At 57.4% G+C, this 23,413-nt stretch carries 21 protein-coding genes; 7 read left to right on the top strand and 14 right to left on the bottom strand.

From position 1 onward, the window contains the following. The first annotated feature begins 91 nt into the window (after positions 1 to 91). From FA94_RS20765 to FA94_RS39780, 3 genes are all read left to right on the top strand, one after another. Positions 92 to 949 carry a hypothetical protein gene (locus FA94_RS20765; protein WP_156126684.1) on the top strand — a complete coding sequence of 286 codons (858 nt, stop codon included), beginning with the start codon at positions 92 to 94 and terminating at the stop codon, positions 947 to 949. Positions 950 to 1,123: 174 nt separating this feature from the next. Further along, on the top strand, positions 1,124 to 2,020 hold the full coding sequence (locus tag FA94_RS20760; protein WP_035554632.1) for a PIN domain-containing protein: 897 nt from the start codon (positions 1,124 to 1,126) through the stop codon (positions 2,018 to 2,020). Between the two features lie 232 nt (positions 2,021 to 2,252). Then, positions 2,253 to 3,173, top strand: a complete 921-nt coding sequence (locus FA94_RS39780; RefSeq protein ID WP_035554631.1) for an H-NS family nucleoid-associated regulatory protein — start codon at positions 2,253 to 2,255, stop codon at positions 3,171 to 3,173. A 70-nt stretch (positions 3,174 to 3,243) separates the two neighbouring features. On the opposite strand, the gene FA94_RS39515 is transcribed toward FA94_RS39780, so the two are convergent. Next, positions 3,244 to 3,480: a hypothetical protein gene (locus tag FA94_RS39515; protein WP_035554630.1), complete on the bottom strand. Its 237-nt coding sequence runs from the start codon at positions 3,478 to 3,480 to the stop codon at positions 3,244 to 3,246. 53 nt (positions 3,481 to 3,533) lie between these two features. After that, positions 3,534 to 3,845: a hypothetical protein gene (locus tag FA94_RS38115; protein ID WP_081936019.1), complete on the bottom strand. Its 312-nt coding sequence runs from the start codon at positions 3,843 to 3,845 to the stop codon at positions 3,534 to 3,536. Between the two features lie 326 nt (positions 3,846 to 4,171). Between FA94_RS38115 and FA94_RS20740 the strand changes: the two genes are divergently transcribed. Next, a complete protein-coding gene (locus tag FA94_RS20740) occupies positions 4,172 to 4,444 on the top strand; it encodes a hypothetical protein (protein WP_035554628.1) in 273 nt (90 codons plus the stop codon). 241 nt (positions 4,445 to 4,685) lie between these two features. Here the strand turns inward: FA94_RS20740 and FA94_RS20735 are convergent, their stop codons facing one another. From FA94_RS20735 to FA94_RS20700, 9 genes are all read right to left on the bottom strand, one after another. After that, positions 4,686 to 9,311 (bottom strand): hypothetical protein, encoded by a 4,626-nt coding sequence (locus FA94_RS20735; RefSeq protein WP_156126683.1) that lies wholly within the window; start codon positions 9,309 to 9,311, stop codon positions 4,686 to 4,688. 78 nt (positions 9,312 to 9,389) lie between these two features. Then, complete coding sequence (locus FA94_RS20730; protein WP_035554626.1) at positions 9,390 to 9,896, bottom strand: hypothetical protein; 507 nt, start codon at positions 9,894 to 9,896, stop codon at positions 9,390 to 9,392. Then, positions 9,893 to 10,693, bottom strand: coding sequence for a hypothetical protein (locus FA94_RS20725; RefSeq protein WP_035554625.1), 801 nt, complete (start codon positions 10,691 to 10,693; stop codon positions 9,893 to 9,895). Before FA94_RS20725 ends, FA94_RS20730 begins: the two co-directional genes overlap by 4 nt. Positions 10,694 to 11,101: 408 nt before the next feature. Beyond that, complete coding sequence (locus tag FA94_RS20720; RefSeq protein WP_081936017.1) at positions 11,102 to 11,791, bottom strand: YozE family protein; 690 nt, start codon at positions 11,789 to 11,791, stop codon at positions 11,102 to 11,104. Between the two features lie 339 nt (positions 11,792 to 12,130). Then, on the bottom strand, positions 12,131 to 13,684 hold the full coding sequence (locus FA94_RS38740; RefSeq protein WP_156126682.1) for a ComEC/Rec2 family competence protein: 1,554 nt from the start codon (positions 13,682 to 13,684) through the stop codon (positions 12,131 to 12,133). 638 nt (positions 13,685 to 14,322) lie between these two features. Next, positions 14,323 to 15,246 (bottom strand): ImmA/IrrE family metallo-endopeptidase, encoded by a 924-nt coding sequence (locus FA94_RS20715; RefSeq protein ID WP_051980649.1) that lies wholly within the window; start codon positions 15,244 to 15,246, stop codon positions 14,323 to 14,325. A 2-nt stretch (positions 15,247 to 15,248) separates the two neighbouring features. Beyond that, positions 15,249 to 15,746 carry a helix-turn-helix domain-containing protein gene (locus tag FA94_RS20710; RefSeq protein WP_035554624.1) on the bottom strand — a complete coding sequence of 166 codons (498 nt, stop codon included), beginning with the start codon at positions 15,744 to 15,746 and terminating at the stop codon, positions 15,249 to 15,251. A gap of 3 nt (positions 15,747 to 15,749) precedes the next feature. After that, complete coding sequence (locus FA94_RS20705) at positions 15,750 to 16,358, bottom strand: hypothetical protein (RefSeq protein WP_035554623.1); 609 nt, start codon at positions 16,356 to 16,358, stop codon at positions 15,750 to 15,752. Next, the gene (locus FA94_RS20700; protein ID WP_035554622.1) at positions 16,355 to 16,567 is read right to left on the bottom strand and encodes a transcriptional regulator; all 213 of its coding nucleotides are present in this window, start codon (positions 16,565 to 16,567) and stop codon (positions 16,355 to 16,357) included. Before FA94_RS20700 ends, FA94_RS20705 begins: the two co-directional genes overlap by 4 nt. Before the next feature lie 126 nt (positions 16,568 to 16,693). On the opposite strand from FA94_RS20700, the gene FA94_RS39210 reads away from it, so the two are divergent. Genes FA94_RS39210 through FA94_RS20685 form a run of 3 tightly spaced genes read left to right on the top strand, consistent with a single transcriptional unit; the run spans position 16,694 to position 18,867 of the window. Next, positions 16,694 to 17,110: a hypothetical protein gene (locus FA94_RS39210; RefSeq protein WP_197070228.1), complete on the top strand. Its 417-nt coding sequence runs from the start codon at positions 16,694 to 16,696 to the stop codon at positions 17,108 to 17,110. Between the two features lie 3 nt (positions 17,111 to 17,113). Continuing rightward, positions 17,114 to 17,509 (top strand): E2/UBC family protein, encoded by a 396-nt coding sequence (locus tag FA94_RS20690; RefSeq protein ID WP_035554620.1) that lies wholly within the window; start codon positions 17,114 to 17,116, stop codon positions 17,507 to 17,509. Next, positions 17,506 to 18,867 (top strand): ThiF family adenylyltransferase, encoded by a 1,362-nt coding sequence (locus tag FA94_RS20685; protein ID WP_035554618.1) that lies wholly within the window; start codon positions 17,506 to 17,508, stop codon positions 18,865 to 18,867. Before FA94_RS20690 ends, FA94_RS20685 begins: the two co-directional genes overlap by 4 nt. Here FA94_RS20685 and FA94_RS40000 read toward each other — a convergent pair. The 3 genes from FA94_RS40000 to glmU all read right to left on the bottom strand — a co-directional run bounded on the left by FA94_RS40000 (position 18,854) and on the right by glmU (position 23,327). Next, complete coding sequence (locus FA94_RS40000) at positions 18,854 to 19,246, bottom strand: ubiquitination-like system serine protease family protein (RefSeq protein WP_502690842.1); 393 nt, start codon at positions 19,244 to 19,246, stop codon at positions 18,854 to 18,856. The two genes, FA94_RS20685 and FA94_RS40000, sit on opposite strands and share 14 nt — an antisense overlap. A gap of 841 nt (positions 19,247 to 20,087) precedes the next feature. Next, a complete protein-coding gene (gene glmS / locus FA94_RS20680; protein ID WP_035554612.1) occupies positions 20,088 to 21,905 on the bottom strand; it encodes a glutamine--fructose-6-phosphate transaminase (isomerizing) in 1,818 nt (605 codons plus the stop codon). A gap of 60 nt (positions 21,906 to 21,965) precedes the next feature. Beyond that, positions 21,966 to 23,327, bottom strand: a complete 1,362-nt coding sequence (glmU, locus tag FA94_RS20675) for a bifunctional UDP-N-acetylglucosamine diphosphorylase/glucosamine-1-phosphate N-acetyltransferase GlmU (protein WP_035554610.1) — start codon at positions 23,325 to 23,327, stop codon at positions 21,966 to 21,968. Between the last annotated feature and the right edge of the window lie 86 nt (positions 23,328 to 23,413).

Below are 23,413 nucleotides of genomic sequence, written 5' to 3'. Positions count from 1 at the left end.
CTGTTAAATCACTGGCCACGCTTGCTCTAAATGACAAATTACAATGCGCGGTGCATATCCGCTAAATAACTTCAATCTTGCCAAATCTCCTATGAGCTTGCCGAATAACCGACCTACACGCTCATCCCTTCGTCGGGCCACTACAAAAAAACAGGACGCACCCACAGTCCGCTTCTCCGCGATTTCGCTCGCTGCTGTCATCATCAGCGGAGCCGCTCTTGCAGGGGCGATATTTCTCTGGATGCTCAAAAATGCCGGGATGTCATACCGAAACGGGTACCTCCTCGCATTCGGCTTGCAACCGGACGCGATGCCGTGGAGTAGCGATGACCTTGCGTATCTGGGTTATTACGCACAGGAGGACCTACTGGTCGACTTGCTTGGGTTATTTGTCGGCCTCATGCTCTTAATAGCCGCAGTGCTCTATGCGGGCAACTGGATGAACCACCACATGTCGAAGCGCCGGGAGCGAAAGGGTATTAGGACGACCCTGAAAAAGTCAGAAAATTTCGTGACTCAGGAAATCATATTCTTTTGTGTGACAGCTATCGTGTTTTTCTCTCTCATGTATTTCAGCGTCCTTCCGATGGCCCTGTTCAATCCAGCGTGCAGCAGAGGAGAAAAGGTCGCCCAAACAGAGATGAGAGCCATCCGTGAGTGGCGCATCGATGAGCTCAAGAAGCACAAGCTGAACTTCGTAGAGATTACGCGGGACAAAGCTGACCCCGTGACCGGAGTCATTATCTCGTGCACGGAAAAGTTCTGTGGAATCTATTCGTCGGGTGGCCCCGTCCACACACACACGGTTCCGCTGACTGACATCAAAACATGGTCAAAGATAGAGTGGGAAAACGTACCGACCAGCGCGCACATTGATTCGAGTCACACGGGTCCCGGCACGCACGTTGCAGGAAGTTTAGAGGTAAGGCCCGCGTCCGTGCCTCGTTGACACGCGGGCGGTGGCGAGGAGGCCTTCGAGATGCTGAGAGTTAGCCGTCTATTAATGAGGGACAATGGCACGCATGAGACGGCGCTCGCACATCGCGTCCTGCACTAAGTTGTAAATGGACTCGTCAAGCGGAACCGACATACCAATACCGACTCGGGAGCTACGGGGAATACCATGCACGACAACCACATTCGGTCCGACGCATTGAAGGAGTTTAGGAGTTTGTATGCTGATGGCGCACCGCTCGCTCTGCTGGCCTCACTGTTTCAAGTCAACCTGATACTCGACGCAAACGTCATCGTTAAAGAACTCATTTGGGCAACAACAAGGAGAAAGAATCCGCATGGGCGGTCCGAGCTGCTCGAGGTTCTCGAGGTCGAAACCGTGATTGCGTGGGCACCGACATTTCTCGAAAGCGAAGTCGAAAAGTACATCCCTCTCATCATCGAAAAAGGCGCTAGGCGCGAGGAAGTGACTGCTCACTGGCTACGTTTGCGCACCCTCATAAAGTTGGTAGACGTCGGCGGCATCCCCGAAGATGGAGTGGACTACCGGGACCCGAAGGACGTTCCATATCTCCGGCTACAACAGAAAATCAACGCAACCATCGTCACCGCTGACAAGGACATCGCGGCGATGGGCGGTACGGTCGCTCCCATCGCCGTGATGGCAACTTTGCGTGCCTATTCCCGCGCGGCCGCTGTTCAGGTGACCTTTCAGGTCGGCGGGTACGCCCTTGGCGGACTAAGCCTAAAGGCGTTGTCTGGCGCAACGAAGTTCGTTCATTCTGCAGCCAAAAAAGCGGCGGCGAACGTCCCGCGCGAGGTCTGGCTGGCCTTACTGGCATTGCTGTGTGTTGCGATGGTTATCCCCGCCTCGCGAACTTGGATACGGTCACAACTAGAGGTAATGGCTCGACCTCTGGGAATAGCCGTCGAGAGCCTCGCACAGGTCTCGACGATGCTGGCTACAGAATTCGGCCAGCGAAGACTTGAAGCAGACGAAGCGTTATCGAAGGTTCACGCCGTTCTTGGCATCAATCCCGCGGAGGAGAGCCCTGACCGCCTATAGATTACCGGCGCAGTCAAGGCGTCATGGCGTGCCAGACGACCTAGCTCAAGTTTCTCTGTTAAAGGCTTGCCATAAGCCGCTAACGCTGCGGAGAACTCTGGTGCCGCAGCCGCCCGCTTGTTGAAGGATTCGACTCGAACGATGCATTAGGTGGTGCTTTCGATTTGGAAGGCCTAGCTATCTTCGAAGGTGTCATGGCATATTGCGGCCACCTTCACAAGGAAATCACTTTATGGCAACGACTTTGGAAACAATCCAAGCGAAGATGGATAAATTGAAGGCCCAAGCGGATGCCCTGATTGCAAAGCAATCGTCGAGCGTCATCGAAAAGATTCGCGAGTTGATGGCGAAATACGGCCTGACCATTGCTGACATTGATGCGCACGCTGGTGGAAAGCAACGCGCCACGAAGGCAGTTGCTATAACCACGAGCCAAGGAGGCGCCGCTACGGTCAAGTATCGCGACCCGAAGAGTGGTGCAACTTGGACCGGACACGGCCGGGCACCAAGTTGGATTGCAGCAGCCAAGAACCGAGACAAATTCCTGGTTGACGGAAGTGCGGCGACGGCGAAGCCGGCTCCTGTCAGCAAAGTGAAGACTGCGGGCAATTACGTTCGCGGGCCTCAGCCGGCGATGTACCAGGACCCAAAGTCGGGCGCGACGTGGAGTGGACGCGGCCGCGCGCCGGCGTGGATTGCTAACGTCAAGGACCGAAGCAAATTCCTGATTGCAGACGGCGCTAAAGCGACTGTCGCGACGCCCGCGGGTGCCGTGAGCAAGGCGAAAACTGCAGTGAAGAAGGCCTCGAAGGCAGTTGGTGTGACCTCTACCAAGGGTCAGCCGAAAGGTCCGCAGCCGGCTAAGTATCGCGACCCGAAGTCGGGCGCGACATGGAGCGGGCGCGGTCCGGCTCCGGCGTGGCTATCTGGTGCCAAAGACCGGGCGAAGTTTCTGATTGTCGGCGCCAGTGCGGCGGCCGATGCGAAACCGGCGGTCACGAAGGCTGTTGCGAAGAAGGCTCCGACTGCGAAGAAAACTGCTGCCAAGAAGGCCGCGAGCGCGAAGGTGCCGGCAAAGAAAGCGCCGCGCAAGAGCGTGGCCGTGGCCGCTCCGTTGGCCGCAGTCGAGTCTGGCGCTGAGTTGACGACCTAAACGTAGTTGTCAGGTGCCCGGTGGACCAGCGATTTTCTGATTTCACCGGGTACACCAAGCCGACGACGTTTTATTGCGCCTGTGCTGCTTGACGCTGCGCAGCTTGCTGTTGGGCGTGCTGCTTCGCAAGGTGCCTGCCGACCACGCAACCACCGACCGCACCAACGACAGCATGGTGCCCCGCGTAGTGCCCGGCGACCCCACCTACCACCGCGCCCTTGAGGCAGCCCGCGGCGTTTGCCGTGCCTGCCGTTGCGAAGACCAGCGTCGTTGCAATCAAGGCGATTCGTATCGGGCTAGTTTTCATTCGAAAGTACTCTGAGGTCGGATTTTCCGGATGTGGCGCTCTCCGGCGTCGTTTCAATACCCGCGCCAATCACGATGCTCGCGCCACTCGTGCTCACGCCATTCCTGGCGGCGCCATTCACGTTCACGCCACTCGCGACGTTCGCGCCACTCACGGGCTCGCCAGTCGTCACCACCGCCGTACGCGACGGCGACAGGTGCGGGGGCATACACGACGGGAGGTGGCGGTGCGTACACTGGCTCTGCAGGCCCATAGACTGCCCCGGGGATGCCCAATCCAATGGCGACGTCGACGTGTGCCGATGCTGCCGTTGATGCTGCCAGCACTGCCAGACCGAGCGCTGCGCCAAGAATTTTCTTGTTCATCTTCGCTACTCCTCGCACATTGAGTGCAATGTCAGTGACTACGGCTTGGAGTGTAAGGAGCGATGTCGGACACATGTGAAACGGCGGTGCGAGATTCGTAACGCAGGATTACGAGTGCCTCCGTTGCAGTCCAGGATGCGCTCAGCGCGGTAGCGGCCCTCCACGAGTTCTACGCCTGCTGCGGTCACGTCCAACAGCACATGTGTTGCCGATGGTTGAGTGGTGGCGTAGCGGCGAAGCGCAAACACTCACTTTGCATTTCAGCGCCAAATCGCGGAAGGCCTCACTTGAGCTAGACTGGCGTGAGCAACCGGGAGGAGACTCGGATGATACGCAAGACGCTCAATGCTTCGCAGCTACAGCAGGAGGTCAATCGGCGAATCCATCGACTGCAGGAAATCGTCGAGGATGGCGTGAAGATTCGTGTGCCGCGGCCGCAGTTGCAAGAGGCTGACAAGACAGGCTGCAACTGGGATATGACTCACTTCGGCAACGCAGTCGGCTTCGAGCGCGACATCGAGGGCGTGCTCAAGGCAGTGCGTGCGGAACACAACCTCAATACAGAAGTAAAGGACACCGGCAACCCGTTTGGGGACTAACCGCGAAAGCCATCGATTCGTTGTTCCTTTTTGATAGCGTGGGCGCTAATGATGCGCTTACCCCGAATGGTCTACCTTGCGACGCCGCGTCGCAGATACTCCTCGCTTCGAAACCGAGTCGCGGCGAAGGAGTTGGCCGGAAGCAGGAAACTCATGCCGTAACACAGTCGGGTCCGACAAAATTCCCATCCGTGCTTCTGGTTTCGGTCGAGGCATGTAAGACCAAGACCGGCGCCGTTAGTCATCGTGTACTTGTTTTATTGCGTACAGTGAAGACCTCGTCAGGGGCGTTCATCCCAAAGAGCTTTGAACTACGATTGTTTTTCCATTTCCCGATTCTCTGCCGAATTGCTGAATCCAAAGTGGGGCCGAACCGCTGCACGAGTTCGCTTGGTGCATCCCCAACGAGTTCTGCTTTATCGAAGCGACCGTCAACGATTTTCGAAAGCAGGACGGAAAAGCGCCAGAAGTCAATTGGGTCGGTTGCCTCGCGAATTTTGGCAGCCCACTGGCGAGACCATTGATGGCGTTCCATAGCATACGTCGCCGCTTTATATGCACCCTTGAGGAAGCCATGTTCATGCTTCAAGCGGTCGACTGTATCGACCGCCCATGGCTCATCAGGCGACAGGCCCGCCACCATCGTGGCGCGAGCTCGTAGTGCGGGCTCCACCCGCTCTCGACGGTCTAACACGTAATCACGCAAAATATCTATGCGTTGGGCTCCGATAGCGGCAAGAATCTCCATTGCAAGTTCGTGGTCATTGCTGATTCGGTCTAGACGCGCGAAGCATCGTTCATTCATTTCACGGTTGACCGCCGCACCCCATGCAGTCATCGCGTCGACGTCGACCTTGGAGTGACCGAACGTCACACGAACCTGTGGCGTACTTGATTGGACGTGCTCAAATAGTTTCCTTCCGGCAATACCGTCCCGTCTGCCAACCACCTCAGCCACTACCATCCCAATATTGTGAACGTTGCACAGGGCCTGGCCATTCAGCTCCATAAAGAGCTTGGCCCACGCGTCTGCGAACAAGACGTTTGCATCGTCAATCGCGGAAATAAGTTCGACGGAGACCGGTCGGATAATGAGTTGCGCATCGGCGTTTGTCAGGTCACGCTCAAAGCGTTCGGCGACATTTCGGCTTTTTTCCTGGCGGTCATACCATGCATCGCCAGTATCGGCATTTCGCAGCAATCGTTCTTCTGGAGTTTCGTCAGGAGAGGCTTTATGCGAAACCTCGTAAATAACAGGCCAGTGTCGACCCTGCAGGTTTTGCTCAATGTCGGGGAGATTGCCGATGGCATGAAACTCAGACGCCTTTCGAATGGCCGTGTCAAGTCGCTTGGCGATGGCCACCGAGCCCTCCGTTCCCAGCCTTTCGGCCAGTAGTTCGTAAGCCGAAAAGTCGATTCGGTCAAGACAACTCTCGATAGTGATAGAGCCTTGCTCCGCTGCAAGAACCAGCGCGCGTGAGCCGTGCATGATTTCAATCTTGCGCGACACGGCGTCAAGCGAACTTGCACTCCATCCGGATTTCACCAACGCCGTAAGCAGTGCCGGGTCCGCCGTTGCGTGAACAAGCGAAAGCGCCGACAAGCGGACATGGTCGTGATGTGAGGCCAAAAGACTCACCGCCATGTCCTTAGAGAGAGCTGTCAAGGGAGTAGAAGAGTATTCTGCAAACAACAGCACGCGAAACTGCCGGATAAAATTGCCTTCTTGAATGGCTTTCTCCAGTTCGCGCTCTATCCTGTTACCGTCGATGGGACGAAGTAGATGGCTTAAGTCCATCATTACGGTCTTGTCGTCAGGATGGTCGAGTAGTGCCTCAAGCTGTTCTTCACCGGTCAAGTGGGGGAAGGCTACGCACAGGGCAAACTGGGCTGCGACCCATGCCTCATTGTGCTTGTCCTCGCCAGCGTCGAGCGCAGCCTGAGCAATCTCGCGTGCCTTTTCGACATAGGCCGCAGCGATTTGCCTGTCGAACGCCACCGTCTGCTCCGCAAGGGAATGGACCGCGTGATTGAATTCCCGCGTTTGACGTGCTGTGGCTTGTGTCGCAAAGGCACGCAAGACATCCGAGGCAATCGTGGGACGAAACCGAGCCAAGCCAGGCTGGGCTGCGGTAAAGAAATGGTTGTCGTTTGAACTACTCGCCGTCCGACGCACTTCAGCCGGATTGATGCCCTCGTATTTAACGGCAGTAGCGCTGATATTTTCCGGTTCTACGGACGAAGGGTTACAGGGGTCTGTAGCGCAAAAGTCTTCAATCAGTCGCCAGTTTCTTATGGTCCCGCTTTCACCCCTCAAGCCATCGGCAATGCGGCTTGCTTCTTTGGCATCGCCACTATCGCCGGTAGCCTGAAGGGCATAGACTAGCGCCCATTGCCCGACGCTTGATGTATCAGCCTGACGGAGACAATGCACCGCATCCAGCAGTGCAGTCTTGGCCGGGACCCAATCGACTATATTAAAACGAAGCAGGCTATAGAAGTCGTCCCGATTGTCACGGTAGCCGCCGTTGAATGCGGAAGCGAAACACCACTGCGTCAAGCTCGTGGCAAAGGGTGCAAGAGGACGACTTGCGAGTGCCTGCAGAGCAATCAGGCCGAGTTGGCTATAATCTCCTCGACCCTCGAGAACCATTGTTTTCAAGATTTCGCGTTCGCACTGCGACAACGATTCGAGGCTTGTAGTGAGTTCATTCTCACGCTCCCTGAGTTGCTGGCTATGTTCATCGGCGCGGTCCGGAGTGTTCGGAACGAGCACCATACGTTCAGGCGCCAAAGAGTACATGCTGAGCCAGCGGTGAATGGAAGCGACGTACGCGCTTTCAAATTTCGTAGCTCCTGCTAGGTCTGAGACAGCGGCCGTTAGCCAGGAAAAATTTGACGCGACGTTGCGACTCAAGACCAGAGTCTCTACCGCCCCAAGAAATGCGACCGGGTCACGACCGAACAGATTGCGGAATTCTGCATAGTGCGAAGCATCGATGTTCTGAAGAGAGACGAAGGAGCACACTAGGGGGGTTACGACCTCTTCTGAAGACCCTTCAATCACGGCAGAAAGAATCGCACTCAAAAGAATATCGCTCGTTTGGTCAAGCGCGGCAATGGGGTCAAGGATGTTGGACAGGGCCTCGTCGATACTTCGTCGTTGCCGTAACGCCGTGCGTACCTTGCTGACAAGTGCCAACCCCATTGCCAGCGGCAGACCGTCCTCTTTCAGGACATACCTGTTGGGCTCACCTTCTATCATCTCGAAGAAGTGGCCTGATGAGGTGATGACGAACCGGTCAGAAACCGCTCTGGTAGTATCGCCCGCAGCTCCGAACGAAGACATATCGAATTCATTCAATCCGTCCGGTTCATTCCTCTCGAGTCTCTGAACGATGTTTTCCGCGTGGCTGCGAATCTCCGCTGCAAATCTGCTGGGCTCCATCGAGTTGTCCAGTGTTGCGTTTCCACTGCGAATGTGCTCAAAAAGGAGGCGACTAACGCTTAACTCGCCGAACGCCTTGATTTCGTCCTTATTGAACAGCGACATCGCCACCCCAAATATTCGCGGATTTCTCAACCCGCGAATAATCCCAATCTCCAGAGCGGCAATCGAAGTTCCTCGTACCTTCAGCAGTTCGTCCAATTCAAGGTCGGACCACTCCGGAACGTCGATTGATTCGACTCGGCTAACAAGCCTGCCTTCAAGTCGCCCTCGATAGAAGACGCGCCGACAGCTGAACACGAGTCGTCCGCCCAGTCGGGTGACCACTTCACTCATTGCATCGAGGAAGCGCAACCAGTCAACAGTCTCTCGCTGATTTACGCCATCGACAAAAACGACAAGCCTCGGCTGGGAAATGTCATGGTTTTTCTGCCAGCGTTCAAAGTGCCTTAGCCAGCGCTCTCTGGTTTCCGCCCTGGGTATATCATCGGTCTGTGCTACTAGCTTTGAGACCAGCAGTTCCGTGCAGACTTCGGGTGATACCTGAAGACCGACATCATCCGGCACGATAACTACAGTGAGTGGCCGGACTTGCAGATGGCACCATGCTTGGGCGAATATCCAGGACTTTCCGTTGCCGTCCGCCCCCAGAATTGCGACGATTGCATCGTCGAATCTAGCAAAAACTGCGTCGGATATCCGGATGCGAAGGTCTGCCCGGTCGAGGGTACCAACGCCCGACGCTTCGGCTGGGCTGAGAGGCTGGCCTAACATTCTGCGAGCGTGATTAGCGTCAGAAAAAACCTTCTCGAGCCAGATGGCGTTGTCGGCCAGCGCGAATGCCGGAGCAATGCTAGGCTGCAGAACCATGGTTTTCAGCTCATCCGACCGAGCCTGAAACTGTGAATGGGCTCGCACTGCGTCCAATTGCAGTAACAGTTCGCGTTGACTGACCGATATATGTCTGGCAATAAATTCCGCAGATACATCCGTGGCCATGGCTAGAAACACTGCCAGGTCGGGTAGTCCCGTCTCTGGCCAGCTCAAGGCCATCACAACCATCCCAAATCTCCTTGCGGCTGACTGCATCAACGAGATGTGTTGTGCCCATATCGGCCCAGTAGCTCCAACAATGAAGAGTTCGGGCGTGCTTTCAGTGTCACCGGCAATCTCCGTAATCTTCGTCAGAATTTTCTCTTTCGGAAGTGTGTCGTCGTAACGCTTCGCTTCGAACAGAACCACTCCGCGGTCCAAAGCCGACTGGCCGTCACGACCGCGTTGCGAACCGGAGCTAGCAATTGCAAAGCTTCTTCGCGTCAGGTCTGTCAACACTGCAGCCATAAGTCCCTCAAAGCCATCATCCCCATCTGGCTTTAACTTGCGAACATTCTCACGCAGACCTTCGATAGGTGCAGTCATTTTTTGGGTATTCCCTTTGCTTCATACGGCGACAATAATATTCCAATGAATAGCCACCGTTACAGCGAGATGATGAGGCTACGGAGCGTTACACGAATCCGACGTGGCCGGTGGTGGAGGACGCCTGTTCTTCGGAGCGATGAAGCCGGCGGCTGGCGGCTCGACGACCCGTACCTCATCCTTGAGTGTCGTCATGCAACCGGTCTGGGGCAGGGGCGATTTCGCAGGTTTCGCGCTGAACGGTCCAAGCGCGCCGGGATAGGGGCTGCCAACATCGTACGGGTCAACGCACAGTAACCTCACGTCGCCAAGCTGGAACCTGATGCTCGCCTTAAAGAAAGTGGTTTCTCCGATGAACCGGAATCCGAGCGCGGTCCACGCAGAGCGCTCGTTCGTGCTGACGAGTTCAAATGTACGGGTTTCTTTCTCGGCGACGCTCATTGCACGCATGGCTAACAGCGCCAGCGGCTCCAGCGATAGGCCATTCAGGGTAAGTACAAGAATAGTCGCCCCCACCATCAGCGCCGCTATAGCGAACGCAACAGTCCGCGAATCGCCCCAACTGCGCCTCGCGACATACATCATGCCGGGTAGCAGGCTTGCTGGAAAAACAAGCGCCCCAGCCAGGTCCGCCAGCCGTCACCGGACAGTCCGTACAGCCGGAAGAGGCTGGCGAATGTGACGAAGGTGCTCACGGAAATCAGCGCGCTTGCGCAGGCCCAGAGAGTACGTTTGACGCTTTGCCGCGTGCGTAGCGTTCTGTTCGTGCGCTCTGCGTCGGTAAGCATCCGGAAGTAGCGAGGGCTGCGCAAGGCGAGCAAAAGCAGCAGCAATGGGGTCAAGAATGCAACGGCAATTCCAGTTATCCACTTCAGCCAGAGCGGTAAGGCGGCGTTGGGCAGGTAGCACAGGGTAAGGAAATATGGGCCCGCGATGAACCCGGTGAGAATCACGAAGCTCGCCGCGCCGAGCATCGGGCGCCCGTCCTTGCCGTAGGTGTTGGCTATTTGCGAGGCTACCCACGATGGACCAACAAAGTTGGCGAGGAGCGCGGCGCACAGAATGAACGTGGCTTCGAGTAGCGCAACGAGGCCCGGTCCTGAGAGGATGGCTGGCAGGAAGAGGTCCGTGCGCTGGAGTGTTTTCAAATACAGAAAAATGGCGAGCGCCGGCAAGGGCAGCAAGATTACAGAAATCTTGATAACAACGTCGAGCAGGTCCTTGATGAACTCGATGCCCGCCGGCCATGTCCATTTTTGAGGCCGTGCGGGGCGGTCGCGCGTAGTTCTTAGTTTTGTGGCGAGCATGGGCTTCCTGATATTGACGGTACTGCCGGAAATGGAGATGCACGGCAATTCATCAGCGATTTTCCCACGAATCATCTGACCGATGATGCACAGTGGCCTGCCTGTCCTGCCTGTCCTGCCTGTCCTGCAGCGTGTCTGAAACCTCAAGTGCGCAACTCGCTATTCGCGAGCTTTTCAGGCAGAACGCCGAATCGAAGCACTACGACACGGAACCCCGAAGTGCCTGAGACGCAAGAGATGGGAGTCCGTACTCACTGTGTGCATAGCGAAGCTTTGAGACGACGAGCCATCCGCTTCGTCCTACGCACGCCGTAAACTTTCGATTGCTGTCGGCTGTGCTCGCGGCGAGTCCAGACGAAGGCCGGCCTAGCTCAGCCCTCGACTGCGAGACGCGTGGGGCTGCTGCACTCATACGACCCACGGGGTCTGCGCTGTGCGTGCTCCGAACGAAACACACGGACGCTGAACACGCACAGCGGCCACTTAGCGATTCACTGAGAACTCTGCGTATGCGGCACGCATGGCACTCAAGGCTCCTTCGACTGCGCCCTCGCGTTCTAAATAAGCGACAAGTTTTGCCAACGAGGTCTCGGCCACCGGGAAGGTTTTGTCCCCTTTGATGTCCCCGGCGAGGTCACCAATCCAATCCTTGCGTTCGGTCTGCGTCACAATCCAACGATGGAACCGACTGCGTGACTTCTCGCGCTCAGCCTCGGCCGAGAGATATGTGCGCATCAACTCATCCAGAGCGTTCACTGCGTCAGCAGGTCGCCGCCAGTCTCCTTGGCTGCGCTCAGGCGAATTCCAGTAGCGGAGATTGTCAAGGTAGCGCTCCACAGTCTTCGGGCCATGGACAGCGTCGAAATGTTCTGCTGGTGAGAATGCATCGCACTGGGCGCAGTAGTAGAGCGCTGGGTCGTGCTCGGTCTGGTCGCCATGCAGGTAGTAGCGCTTTCGGGTATCTAGTCCTAGGTCTGACGCAGTATCAACGACGCGGACCTTGGGCGCCGGACCGCGAGTGACGCTCTTGGCCAGCAACGACCAGTTCCTGAAGCCCTGCTGTATCGCGACGCGACTTTGTGCTTCATGCAAAGGAATTTCGTGCTCGCGCTTGAGACGCTGCGCGTCACGGCGAAATTGCTCGAGTTGAGCGGGGGAAATGGTTTTGCTCATGGCGATATCTCCTGGCCACCAGGACTCCAATGCGCCCACACAAGGAATCTGCAGTAGCCAAAGGGATAGGCCATGCAAGTCATACGCTGCCGAAACCGGCTTCGCCATCGTGGGCGGGCAAGCCAGCGCAGCGGCTTACGCGGGAATTCTAACTACAACAGCGCAGAGATGTCTAGCCCCGCCATCTATGCCGCAGTGCCGAAGTCAGACATCCGAAGCTTCCGAAGTGATGCATCCGTGCGGAAGGTAGTCTTGTTTCCTTGCGGCGATGCGCTCTAAAGGCTTGTGCCCGGCTTGCGACCTACAATTCAGATGACGAAGCAACGAACCAGCTTGGCTTCAGGACTGTTTCAATGGTGTCGAGCAATGGCTTCCACCGCAAGGAGGGGAAAATGGGACCGGAGGAGCCGAAACCCAACCTATGACGGTACCGCCCAATTGACCGGCCGGTCCACCAGCTCCAGCTTTGGTATGTTGCTCTGTATGCAGCACATCGGCGCCCGCAAGGCAATCGCCAGGCTCGTTCAACTTCCATGCGCCATGCTTCCACCCGGAAGCTCTATGCCGAGAGACGCCATCCTTCGTTGGATGCTGCGTCTTCGTTCCGTGTTTGTTGTCCGACCCGAAGCTGTAGACCAATCGAGCGTACCCGTTGCTGTCGGGCAGTGGTGCAGCGCTGTTCCTGCCTAAGGTTGCGCCGTGATGTGGCGCAATCAATCCGACAAGCGGCTTGTCAGTTTGAGTTGCGTCGATGTATCGATAGTCGCAGTCCCCGGTAAGAAGCCATCGTCGACTGGGAGATGTCGACGAGTTCTCTACCATCAGAACGATGCCAGTATTGTTTCGGCCCCCCCCGGAGCCAAGGGAGACCTGCAACTCCTTGTGCGTGGAGATTCTCACACTTAAAGGTGAGCCCCACGAATTGGGGGTGTAGAGGAAGACAGCTCCGCCATTGGCTACGACGTCATAAGCGAACGCCACGTGTAACGGACCGACTCTTTGTTCAGGCGCAAACCAGGTCTTCGATAAGGCCGGATACATTCCGCTTCCAGGCACGGTTCCCGGCGTCAGTGCCCTCATCGCATAAGCCCCTGCCCAGTGGTCTGCGTCCCAGTGCGAGAGAACAATCGTCTCCACACTGCTGAAGCAGAAAATCAGATTGGCGGGCGTTGTAGAACTGTTGCGATATACACCTGCACCAAGGTCATAGTAAAGCGTTGGATATGGCGAGGGTGCGGCGGCCGCCAGGAAGCCATTGCAGTTTCCCTGCCCGACGTCATAAGCAGCAAGCAAATCGGCGCGACCGTTCTTTAGCCTAGAAGCAAGCACGTTTTCGTCCGCCCGGGGAAGATGTGCAAAAGAGAAAGTACTGCCAAGTAACTTACCTGCTTTCGTCGACGGCATGGTGCCTTGGACGTAGACTGTCGTCGGCGGCGCGAAGAGATTGGAGTACACCTTTGCTGACATTGCGCCGGGCACCGGCGTCGCTGAAAAACTCAACCGAAACCAAGCCTTCTCGAATCCCTGATACCAGCCATTGGGGTCTCCCCCGGATTCGTAGTCAGCGGCATGCTGATATCCGAAGGGATAGTTGTAGGCTGAACCTGCGTTCGGGGACAGCGCGACCTCGACTCTATATAAGGGCGCGTCTTCAAACGGGTTCCGTCCATTGCGCAATGGTGTGAGTTCTTGCTTCAAAAAACTTTGATGCCGTCGGTCGGCCGTGCCGCCCTGTTGCCAGAACGAACTGCTTTCGAACCAGTCTGCGCCAACAGCGTCGAGAGCAATAAGGACATCGCCGTCGGGAGATGCTTCAACGTGGTCCACCATCGCGTAAGCAGAGGGCGGAAAATCGGATTTCATCTCTTCATACTTCTGAAAATGCCTGTTCATCGTTTTCTCGTCTGGCCTATCTGCTGGCAATCAATCGAATTTGGGTCGCTTGCTTTCGAACCATGCTGCGCGACCGCAACTGTTCCGGGCTTTGTTGATAACGCTGCAGAGGCGCAGTAGTCGACTGGCCGCTGCCCCGCGCTTTTGACGCTGGTGGCTTGGCGGCCGAGGCCGTCTTCGTAGCTTTCCCGGCGGGCGCCACAACCGAGGGCTGAACGATGCCGACTAAGGACTACGCGGGTTTCCCCGTGCCGCCCGGGCCTATCAGGCAATTGATACCGGGGGCTGGGAACCAGTCGAGAGAACTGATACCGCGGAAGTGCCTGATTTCAATCTTTCTGATTTTCGTCATATCGGCTCGTTTCGTCGTAAACGTTGTCCGAATTTCGGCATGACCGCTTGAGCCTCGGCGCGTGACACCAAGAGGATGTGGATAAGGACTTCCGCTTGTTTCCGAACGTCACCTCGCGTGGCATTGACGAAAACGTTCGTCAACGAGCCATACCAAGTGCATGCCAGCCCATGGCCGAACTGAACGAATTTTCGCATTTGCGTTGCTGTACCGACAGCTGATGCGCGCAGCATCTGCGAGGCAACGTCCACAATTGGATTAGCAGCCACGCGAAGCTCGCATAGAACTAGCCAATCGGATACGCCGGCATGGCGAGAGGAACTTCCGTCTGATAGATACCTAACGTCAGCACTGCATGACCATTCGAGAAAACGTCGAACAGAAACCGATGTCGGCCCCCATGTGCGTCGCTGATAATTGCCTCGCCTGCCCCCAATGGCCCGCGTGTCCGGTGCGAGCAGTGCGCTCGAACATGCTCGAGCAATTGCTCCTCGTTAATATCCGGAAAACGGCGGTGGAACAAGTTTGAACGGATAAAGTATTCGACGACATCGTGAGCGGCGCCGCGAGTGTGGGGATGCTGCGAAATGAGTCCGAACGCGGGGTTCGGACACTCCTCAACATAACGCCACAGCGTGCTCGTGATGGAGTTTCCAAAATGCTTCGCGATGTCCTTGAGCCCTACCATCGAGGGCAAGCTGGACGCGCACGCGGTACGAAACACGTCACGAGGAAACAGCAGTCGGCCAGCACCAAAATTGGCCTCGGCCTCTATGATTTCGTGACAGGCGGGAGAAAGGGTGGACTTCGTGTCCCCTAAAGCGTACCCGGCGTGCCATGGAATGATGCTGTGCACTACCTCGTGAGCTTCGCTCCAACGTTTCTTGATTTCATGCAGGTCGTCGTCAATATATATCTGACGGCGCTCGGGTACGTATAGGGCCTTAAGGTCGAATTTCGCAATCGCTCGCGCGAGCAACGATGGGTCTTTTAAGACCTGCTTCGCTCCTACTTTCAAATTGTGGAGCACATGGTCGAACATCGTTGGATTGCTCTTGGAATAGTACTTAAGGTCGAGCTTGAGTAGGTCTCGAACCTCCGCCAGGCTAACTCGCTCCGGACGCAGCCCCAAATTAGCGAGTAACCGACCAACCTTCGCGTCGATATCTGCTGCACTGGCTTCTTCCAAGAAGATGTTGCGGATAGTCATGGCTATTCATTTTTGGTTATGCTTTCAACGAGCAATCTCACCAATTCATACTCGTCTGCATCCAGGCTTCCGGCTGTTCGAGAGTTAGCAGCGAACCGCAATTGTGGGTCGTTGGAGGCTAGTGAATGTGAAACGGGAATCCGGTGACCAACCAGTCCTTGCAGCTTATCCTCAGCCAAGTGTAGAGCCTCAGCGAGGAAATATACCGTTCTTGGAGATGGAGAGTAGTTGATGTCCGTTTCCAAGCTAACGATATCATTTAATCCGACATGCGATTCGTGCGCGAGGTCCTGAATGGACCATCCTTGGTTCTCTCTCGCGACGCGTATTACCCTCCCAACCTGAGTTGGGACTTTCAATAGCGAGTTACTTATCAATCGCGACTGAGCGTCCCCCCTTAGCTCCTCCAAGCTCATGTAGCCGGCACCGACCTCGACGTCAGCATCGTCTGAAGGACCAAGCCGCTTCGCCAACCACTCCCTGCTCATCTTGAATTTCATGAGTCACTCCTGTCCAACGAATTGACGTGCGCTTTCCTCGGACATCTCGTAATACGCGAGATTGCCTTTCTTTGCGAAGTCACCGAGTTTCGTCATGCCCTGCTCAACATACCAAGATTCAGATTGCGGCAATGAATGAAGACCAACACGACCTTTGAAATCAAGTTCGAGGCTTAGATTTATTGCTCCCAGCAACATGGCTTGGCCCACGCCCCTAAACCGGGGGGTCGGCAAATAAGGCGCCCAGTTCCAAGGGGCCGTCGCGAGATACGCGATATATACAAGCGGCAACGCGCGCTTTTGCGGCAAGAGCGCGACGTCGCCCGAAGTGCGCACAATCATAAGTCCTTGAACCTCGCCGGCGCACTCGACGCTAAACGTCGTGTAAGGGAGCAACCCTTGGACGCACTCAATTTTCTTGGCCCACTCCCAATGCGCGTGTTCAGGCCTCACCGGGACCTCAGGGCCATTGACGACCGATGCTGTAAGCATTTGCGCCCACGCCGCATCAGCACGTATTCCCGTGTCGACTCCGGCGCCCTCTATGAGCGACGCTTCAACATAGGTGCCGGTATGCCGGTCGTATAGATAAATTCCATGACTCTCGCTCACAGAACTACCACCTCTTTTTTTTCTTTGGCTAACGGGTCTTCCAAGAACAGCTTCTCTCCCTGCTGCATCCTGTTATCCAGCAACTGGTAGAGGCGCAGAGCTTGCCGCAGGACCGCCGTCTTGCTCATGTCTTTTTGCTCGCAAAGCTGTTCAAGGACCGTCATCTCTGCGTCCGTGAGGTTCAGCGTCATCGTTCGCTTCGAGGACATCTTCACTAACTCCTTGGTTTACACCCTGATTATCGGCGGTGGCGCGACGGACTGCAAGAAAAATCCCTTGTTGGATAGCTACTTTTTAGCTACTATACGGCTATCAACTACGTAAGGAGTATGGAAATGTCAGCTACGGCACCTGAGAAAGACGGAGCAATCGGTCATGAGCACGGTCATGAGCACGGTCATGAGCACGGTCATGAGCACGGTCATGAGCACGGCCATGAGCACGGCCATGAGCACGGCCATGAGCACGGCCATGAGCACGGCCATGAGCACGGTCATGAGCACGGCCATGAGCATGAAAAGCCCATCGTCGTCACTATCGATGAGGTCGAATACGTTGCTCCCAAGCACGAAATGACCGGCGCTGAACTCCGCGACTTGCCGCGTCCGCCTGTCGCCCCTGACCGCGACCTCTGGCAAGAGATTCCTCACCATCCGGAAGACTTGTTGATTGAACCGACCAAGACGTACCCGGTTGAACGTGGGAACTGCTACTACACCGCCCCCAGCACAATCAACCCGGGAACGGAGTGACGTATGCAACTGCCAGCGAAGGACGAGCGGTTTTTGAACGAGCGGGGATACAACTGGGTTTTAGTGCCGGACAGCGCTGGAACCTTCTGCGTTCTTATCAACGACTTTGATGTCAGCGGTGGCGGCTTCACTCCGGCCAAGACGCAGTTAATGATTCGCGTCCCGCCACAATATCCGCTTACACCGCTGGATATGTGGTATTGCGACCCACCTGTGCGCATCGCGGCCACCGGGCAATTCGCGCCTCAATCCGAGGTGAGTGAGAGCCATGTCGGCAAAACGTGGCAGCGCTTCTCGCGGCACTTACCTCCTGGTGCATGGAGGCCCGGCATCGACGGACTACGCTCCTTCATGGGCATCTTGACGCGAGAAATGCAAGGTGTGGGGAGGGGCGCATGAGGACCCGAATCGTTTTGCTTGAGCAACACGAACAGGAATTGCGCAGCATCTTGTTCGACCAGCCCGGCATCGAGGGCGCAGCGTTCGTATTGTGTGGTGAGGCCAGCACAGGGGAGACGCTGAAACTGGTCGCCCACTCTGTCGTCGCGATACCGCCCGGCGATTTTCTGGAGCGAAAGCACGACCGGTTGAGTATCCGGTCGGCCGCACTGACCCGGGTAGCGAAGCTGGCGCGGCACGAAGGGTTATCGGTAGTCTTTGTTCACTCGCACCCCGGCGGCTTCGCCGAATTTTCGAAACAGGACGACGCGGAAGAAGAGAAATTCATTCCGTTTTTCCAGTCACGTGTACCCGGCAAGCTGCATGGGACACTAGTGATGACTCAGGATGCACTGGTGGGCCGCATTTATGCCGAATGCCGGCACGATGTTGAGCAGATTGTTGTCGTTGGACAGCGCTTTCGCCTGTACACGAGGGGCGGCATCAACGACTTCGCGCTTTTCGACCGGCAGGTTCGAGCCTTCGGACCGGAAATTCAGCTCGCGCTCAGTGGGTTGGTAGTCGGAATTGTGGGATTAGGCGGCACTGGTTCGGCATGCGCGGAACAGCTCGCGCGGCTGGGCGTCGGCACGCTAGTGCTGTTTGACCATGACACGCTATCAAAAACCAACTTGAATCGAGTATATGGCGCGACCTTGAAGGACGTGGGCAAAAACAAGGCGGTCATCGCTAAGAACCGACTCGACGCCATTGGGCTCGACACTGGGGTCGAAGCAATCCCTGATTCCATCGAGGAACAGACCGTTGCAAAGCGTTTGCGTGACTGCGACGTGGTTTTCGGATGCACGGACAGGGAACTGCCACGAGCTATTCTTTCGAAGCTTGCAACCGCGTACCACATCCCTCTAATCGATATGGGCGTCGTAATTGACTCACACGGTGGAATTATTCAGGGAGTGTACGGGCGCGCAACCACCGTTCTAGCGGGAGAACCGTGTCTGCTCTGCCGTGGCCGCATTTCGGCGGAAGGACTGCGTGTAGAGGGATTATCCGATTCCGACAGGGACCGGCAAGTACAGCAAGGATATGCTCCCGAACTGGCGACACCGGCCCCAGCCGTCATTGCATTTACAACAATGGTTGCAAGTCACGCAGTCACAGAACTACTTCACCGACTTACCGGATTCATGGGAGCTAGCCGCCAGTCTACTGAAGTTCTGCTATTTATAGATAAAGGTCGCATCGCAGCCAACCGAAGAAACCCCGAAGAAGGCTGTTTCTGCGAGGACGTGGCGGAGTGGGGGCGCGGCGACGAAGCGCCGTACCTGGGAATGGTGTGGAGGCTCATGCCCAGGTGATGCGGCCGTCGCGAATCCAGAAGTGGGCTCCACACTCGGTTGCGTCGATTGACGGGTGAATCGAAACTGCGCCTTCCGACGACGTCGCAACCGTCCAGCGGGGGGAGTGTCCGTCCATGAGATTCAGGGCGAGCACCTCTCCGCACCCGCACGGGCATAGGAGACGCGCCCACTTGAGATTGTCCGCCGTTCCGACAAGCGCAACGACGTTGGCAACCGAGGTTGCGCTTCGAGACGACGAAACCGTTGGACACAACCGATAAGTCCACTGGGGGGGGGGCCTAGCCGAAGGCTTCGCATTGGACGGAGTGTTTCGCCATCCAAGCAGGCGCTTGATTGCTGAAGATATTTTCTGACGAATTAAGTCGAAAGCAACCATACCGGAGAGCCCTAAAAGTAAAAACTTGCGACCGCTACAACTTCGTCGAGGGAAGAGTCTCGATTCTTCCACAAAGTTCCTCGCATGAGCGACATGGGCCGCACATCAAACAGGAAAGTCGACGGTGGATGGCGCCTCACCGGATACATCAAGGAACCGAAGTACCTCGGCTAGCCGGCGGAATCTTCCCGGATTCGCTATCCCGGCCGAGCCCACCCTATCGCGCAGTACTGGCTTACCAGCGGAGTCATTGTGAAGGCGTGCGCCTTGCGAAGTGCCGCATGACGAACGTATACGACAACATAGTGTGGCCATCTGTGACGCGACGCCGGTCGAGAAAACCAGTGCCGACCGAATTCGGCGCCGATGGTCGGCTGCAAACAGACGCGATGCACGCCAAAAAACCGATGGCGGAACTGGCGGCAGCGGATGGTGGCAGCAGGGATGCCCGTCTGCACGCGGTGCAGTCTCGCACCAAAAATCTGATGGTAGGAGGGGGGCGAAATTAGCCTGAAAAGTTGGTGTGCTGAGCACATCAGCTAGAAGCGTTTCCGCCTTATGCCACGGTGATTAGCGAGGAGGCCTACCCCTTCGCGAAACGGTTGTAACCCCCAGACGAGAAACGTTTCTTTTTCTCAAGAACAGCCGAAGGCGAAATCGCGGTGCCGGGCGCAAAAAAGGGGTGCTGGAAAATGCTCCAGCGCCCCTTGGACATTAATTCTGGTTACCGCTTGCCAAGTAAGGCTCAGCGGCCGGGAAGAGCCACGTAACCAAAACTAAATCGAGGCTTCGTAACCGAAATTAATGCACCTCAGCATCTACACGGACGCCCGCCCCACCCTCACTCCACCGTCACCGACTTCGCCAGATTCCGCGGCTTGTCCACATCGGTGCCCCGCGCACACGCCGTGTGATACGCCAGCAACTGCAACGGCACCACATGCAGGATCGGCGACAACAAACCGTAGTGTTCCGGCATCCGGATCACATGCAGGCCTTCGTCGTTGACGATCTTCGTATCCGCATCGGCGAACACATACAGCTGACCGCCGCGCGCGCGCACTTCCTGAATATTCGACTTCAGCTTTTCCAGCAGCGCGTCATTTGGCGCCACCGTCACCACTGGCATCGCCTCGGTCACGAGCGCCAACGGCCCATGCTTCAACTCGCCGGCCGGATACGCCTCAGCGTGAATGTACGAAATTTCCTTGAGCTTCAGCGCGCCCTCGAGTGCGATCGGGTAATGCAGACCACGCCCGAGGAACAACGCATGTTCCTTCCGCGAAAACTCTTCCGACCACGCGATGATCTGCGGCTCCAGCGCCAGCACGCTATTCAGCGCGGCCGGCAGGTGACGCAACTGCTTCAGGTATTCGGCTTCCTGCGCTTCGCTCACGCGCCCGCGCAACTTTGCCAGCGTCGCGGCGAGCACGAACAACGCGACCAGTTGCGTCGTGAATGCCTTGGTCGACGCGACACCGATCTCGCGGCCAGCGTGCGTGAGGAACGACAACTCGGTTTGACGCACCATCGCGCTCGTGCCGACGTTGCAGATGGCCAGCGTGTGCTTATGACCCAGCGACTGCGCGTGCTTCAGCGCCGCGAGCGTGTCCGCCGTCTCACCGGACTGCGAAATCACCACGACCAGCGCCTTCGGATTCGGTACCGACTCCCGGTAGCGATACTCGCTGGCAATTTCCACCTGCGTCGGAATCTTCGCGATCGATTCGAGCCAGTACTTTGCCGTCAGCCCCGAGTAGTAGCTCGTGCCACAAGCGAGAATCAGCAGGCTGTCGATGTCCGCGAACACCTTGTCCGCGCCTTCGCCGAACAGCGACGCGTCGAACGAATCCGCTTGCGGGATCGTGTCGGAGATCGCGCGCGGCTGCTCGAAAATTTCCTTCTGCATGAAGTGACGGTAGGGCCCAAGTTCGACCGCGCCGCCGTATGCCGCCACCTGACGCACGTCGCGCTGCGCCTCGTTGCCGTCGCGATCAGCGATACGCACGCCTTCGAGCGACAGTTCGCACACGTCGCCTTCTTCGAGGAAGATGAAGCGTTCGGTGCTGCCCGCGAGCGCAAGCGCATCCGACGCGAGGAAGTTCTCACCGTTGCCGAGCCCGACCACCAGCGGCGAACCCTGACGCGCGCCGACCACCGTATGCGGCTGGTCCTTGTGCAGGACCGCGATCGCATACGCGCCGTGCAACTGCGCAACCGCTTCGCGCACCGCGGCGAACAGATCGCCGTGATACAGGCTGTGAACCAGGTGAGCGATAACCTCGGTGTCGGTCTGCGAGACGAACGTGTAACCCTTGCCGCGCAGCATCTCCCGCAGCGACTCGTAGTTTTCGATGATGCCGTTGTGTACCAACGCGAGCGCGTCTTTCGAGAAGATCGGGTGCGCGTTGTCCGTGACCGGCGCGCCGTGCGTGGCCCAGCGCGTATGCGCGATACCGGTGATGCCTTCCAGATGGCTCTCGCGAACCTGCTCGTCGAGATCGGCGACGCGCGCCACACTGCGAGCGCGACGCGGACCGTCGGCGCCGAGCACGGCCACGCCGCACGAGTCGTAGCCGCGATACTCGAGGCGACGCAGTCCTTCGATCAGGACGGGAACGATATTACGTTGCGCAACCGCGCCAACAATGCCACACATGGCTTATTCCTTTTCAGTGCTGGATTGCAAGGAGCGCGCTCGGAGCGCGCGTCATGTTCATCAGCTCTTCTTCTTGGTCGGGCGGACGTAGCCCGTCTTGCTAGTTTGTGTCTTGTCGTTCAACACCAGACTCTCGGCTTCGACGTCTTTCCACACCGTAGTGCCCGCCGCGATCGTCACGCCGCGCCCGACGCGCACCGGCGCAACCAGTTGCGTGTCCGAACCGACGAACACGTCGTCTTCGATAATAGTGCGGAATTTGTTCGCGCCGTCGTAATTGCAGGTGATGGTGCCCGCGCCGATATTCACGCGCGCGCCGATGTCCGCGTCGCCGATATACGTGAGGTGATTCGCTTTGGAGCCGCGGCCGAGCACCGCGTTCTTCACTTCGACAAAGTTGCCGACATGCGATTCATCAGCCAGCGACGCGCCGGGGCGCAGCCGCGCATACGGTCCGAGCACGACGTTCGCGCCAACTTCGGCGCCTTCGATATGCGTGAAGGCATCGACACGCGTACCGGCGCCGATCGTCGCATTGCGGATCACGCAGTTCGGCCCAATGGTGACGTTGTCGGCCAGCGTGACGCGGCCTTCGAACACGCAGTTCACGTCGATCGAAACGTCGCGGCCGCATTCGAGCGTGCCGCGCACGTCCAGACGCGCCGGGTCGGCCAGCGTCACGCCCGCCACCAGCAACGCCTCCGCCAGTTCGCCCTGATAGATTCGTTCGAGTTCGGCAAGCTGCTGCTTGCTGTTCACGCCGAGCGTTTCCCACTCTTCGTCCGGCTGCGTGGTCACGACTTCGAGGCCTGCCTCAATCGCCATTTCGACCGCGTCGGTCAGATAGAACTCGCCTTGTGAATTGTCGTTTTTCAAGGCCGCCAACCAGCCGGCGAGCCGCGCGGTCGGCGCCACGATAATGCCCGTGTTGATTTCGGCGATCTTGAGTTGCTCGGGCGATGCGTCTTTCTGCTCGACGATGCGCGATACCTTGCCGTGCGCGTCACGCACGATGCGGCCGTAGCCGCTCGGGTCAGCAAGCGTGACGGTCAGCACGCCGTAGCCGCCCTCGCCCGCACGGTCGGTCAGCGCGCGCAACGTGCTAGCGCGCGTGAGCGGCACGTCGCCGTAAAGCACCAGCGTGGGCGCGCTCGGGTCGAGCAGCGGCAATGCCTGCTGCACCGCGTGGCCCGTGCCGAGCTGTTGTTCCTGCACGGCGAACTGAACGTCTGGCGCCGCCACCGCCTGGCGCACGGCTTCGGCGCCATAACCGATCACCACCACGAGACGCGCGGGATTCAGCGCGCGAGCGGTGTCGATGACATGAGCAAGGAGTGGCCGGCCGGCCAGCGGATGCAGCACCTTGGGAAGCGCGGACCGCATGCGCTTGCCGGTGCCTGCCGCCAAAATAACGATGTTCATGGCGTCGGCGAATAGACGAGTTTGGAGGCGCCGATTCTATCATGCAGCCCACCGCCGACGCCGTTGTGAAACACGCTATAACCGGC

Source organism: Burkholderia sp. 9120 (assembly GCF_000745015.1).
Classification (GTDB): domain Bacteria; phylum Pseudomonadota; class Gammaproteobacteria; order Burkholderiales; family Burkholderiaceae; genus Paraburkholderia.
The sequence above is the reverse complement of the archived record's forward strand: the minus strand, read 5'-3'. Positions and strand labels throughout refer to the sequence as shown.

Bases quoted from the DNA above. Each gene is read 5' to 3' on its own strand.
- FA94_RS20765 (WP_156126684.1), top strand. From the start codon at position 92: ATGAGCTTGCCGAATAACCGACCTACACGCTCATCCCTTCGTCGGGCC.
- FA94_RS20760 (WP_035554632.1), top strand. From the start codon at position 1,124: ATGCACGACAACCACATTCGGTCCGACGCATTGAAGGAGTTTAGGAGT.
- FA94_RS39780 (WP_035554631.1), top strand. From the start codon at position 2,253: ATGGCAACGACTTTGGAAACAATCCAAGCGAAGATGGATAAATTGAAG.
- FA94_RS39515 (WP_035554630.1), bottom strand. From the start codon at position 3,480: ATGAAAACTAGCCCGATACGAATCGCCTTGATTGCAACGACGCTGGTC.
- FA94_RS38115 (WP_081936019.1), bottom strand. From the start codon at position 3,845: ATGAACAAGAAAATTCTTGGCGCAGCGCTCGGTCTGGCAGTGCTGGCA.
- FA94_RS20740 (WP_035554628.1), top strand. From the start codon at position 4,172: ATGATACGCAAGACGCTCAATGCTTCGCAGCTACAGCAGGAGGTCAAT.
- FA94_RS20735 (WP_156126683.1), bottom strand. From the start codon at position 9,311: ATGACTGCACCTATCGAAGGTCTGCGTGAGAATGTTCGCAAGTTAAAG.
- FA94_RS20730 (WP_035554626.1), bottom strand. From the start codon at position 9,896: ATGATGTATGTCGCGAGGCGCAGTTGGGGCGATTCGCGGACTGTTGCG.
- FA94_RS20725 (WP_035554625.1), bottom strand. From the start codon at position 10,693: ATGATTCGTGGGAAAATCGCTGATGAATTGCCGTGCATCTCCATTTCC.
- FA94_RS20720 (WP_081936017.1), bottom strand. From the start codon at position 11,791: ATGAGCAAAACCATTTCCCCCGCTCAACTCGAGCAATTTCGCCGTGAC.
- FA94_RS38740 (WP_156126682.1), bottom strand. From the start codon at position 13,684: ATGAACAGGCATTTTCAGAAGTATGAAGAGATGAAATCCGATTTTCCG.
- FA94_RS20715 (WP_051980649.1), bottom strand. From the start codon at position 15,246: ATGACTATCCGCAACATCTTCTTGGAAGAAGCCAGTGCAGCAGATATC.
- FA94_RS20710 (WP_035554624.1), bottom strand. From the start codon at position 15,746: ATGAAATTCAAGATGAGCAGGGAGTGGTTGGCGAAGCGGCTTGGTCCT.
- FA94_RS20700 (WP_035554622.1), bottom strand. From the start codon at position 16,567: ATGTCCTCGAAGCGAACGATGACGCTGAACCTCACGGACGCAGAGATG.
- FA94_RS39210 (WP_197070228.1), top strand. From the start codon at position 16,694: ATGTCAGCTACGGCACCTGAGAAAGACGGAGCAATCGGTCATGAGCAC.
- FA94_RS20690 (WP_035554620.1), top strand. From the start codon at position 17,114: ATGCAACTGCCAGCGAAGGACGAGCGGTTTTTGAACGAGCGGGGATAC.
- FA94_RS20685 (WP_035554618.1), top strand. From the start codon at position 17,506: ATGAGGACCCGAATCGTTTTGCTTGAGCAACACGAACAGGAATTGCGC.
- FA94_RS40000 (WP_502690842.1), bottom strand. From the start codon at position 19,246: ATGGTTGCTTTCGACTTAATTCGTCAGAAAATATCTTCAGCAATCAAG.
- glmS (WP_035554612.1), bottom strand. From the start codon at position 21,905: ATGTGTGGCATTGTTGGCGCGGTTGCGCAACGTAATATCGTTCCCGTC.
- glmU (WP_035554610.1), bottom strand. From the start codon at position 23,327: ATGAACATCGTTATTTTGGCGGCAGGCACCGGCAAGCGCATGCGGTCC.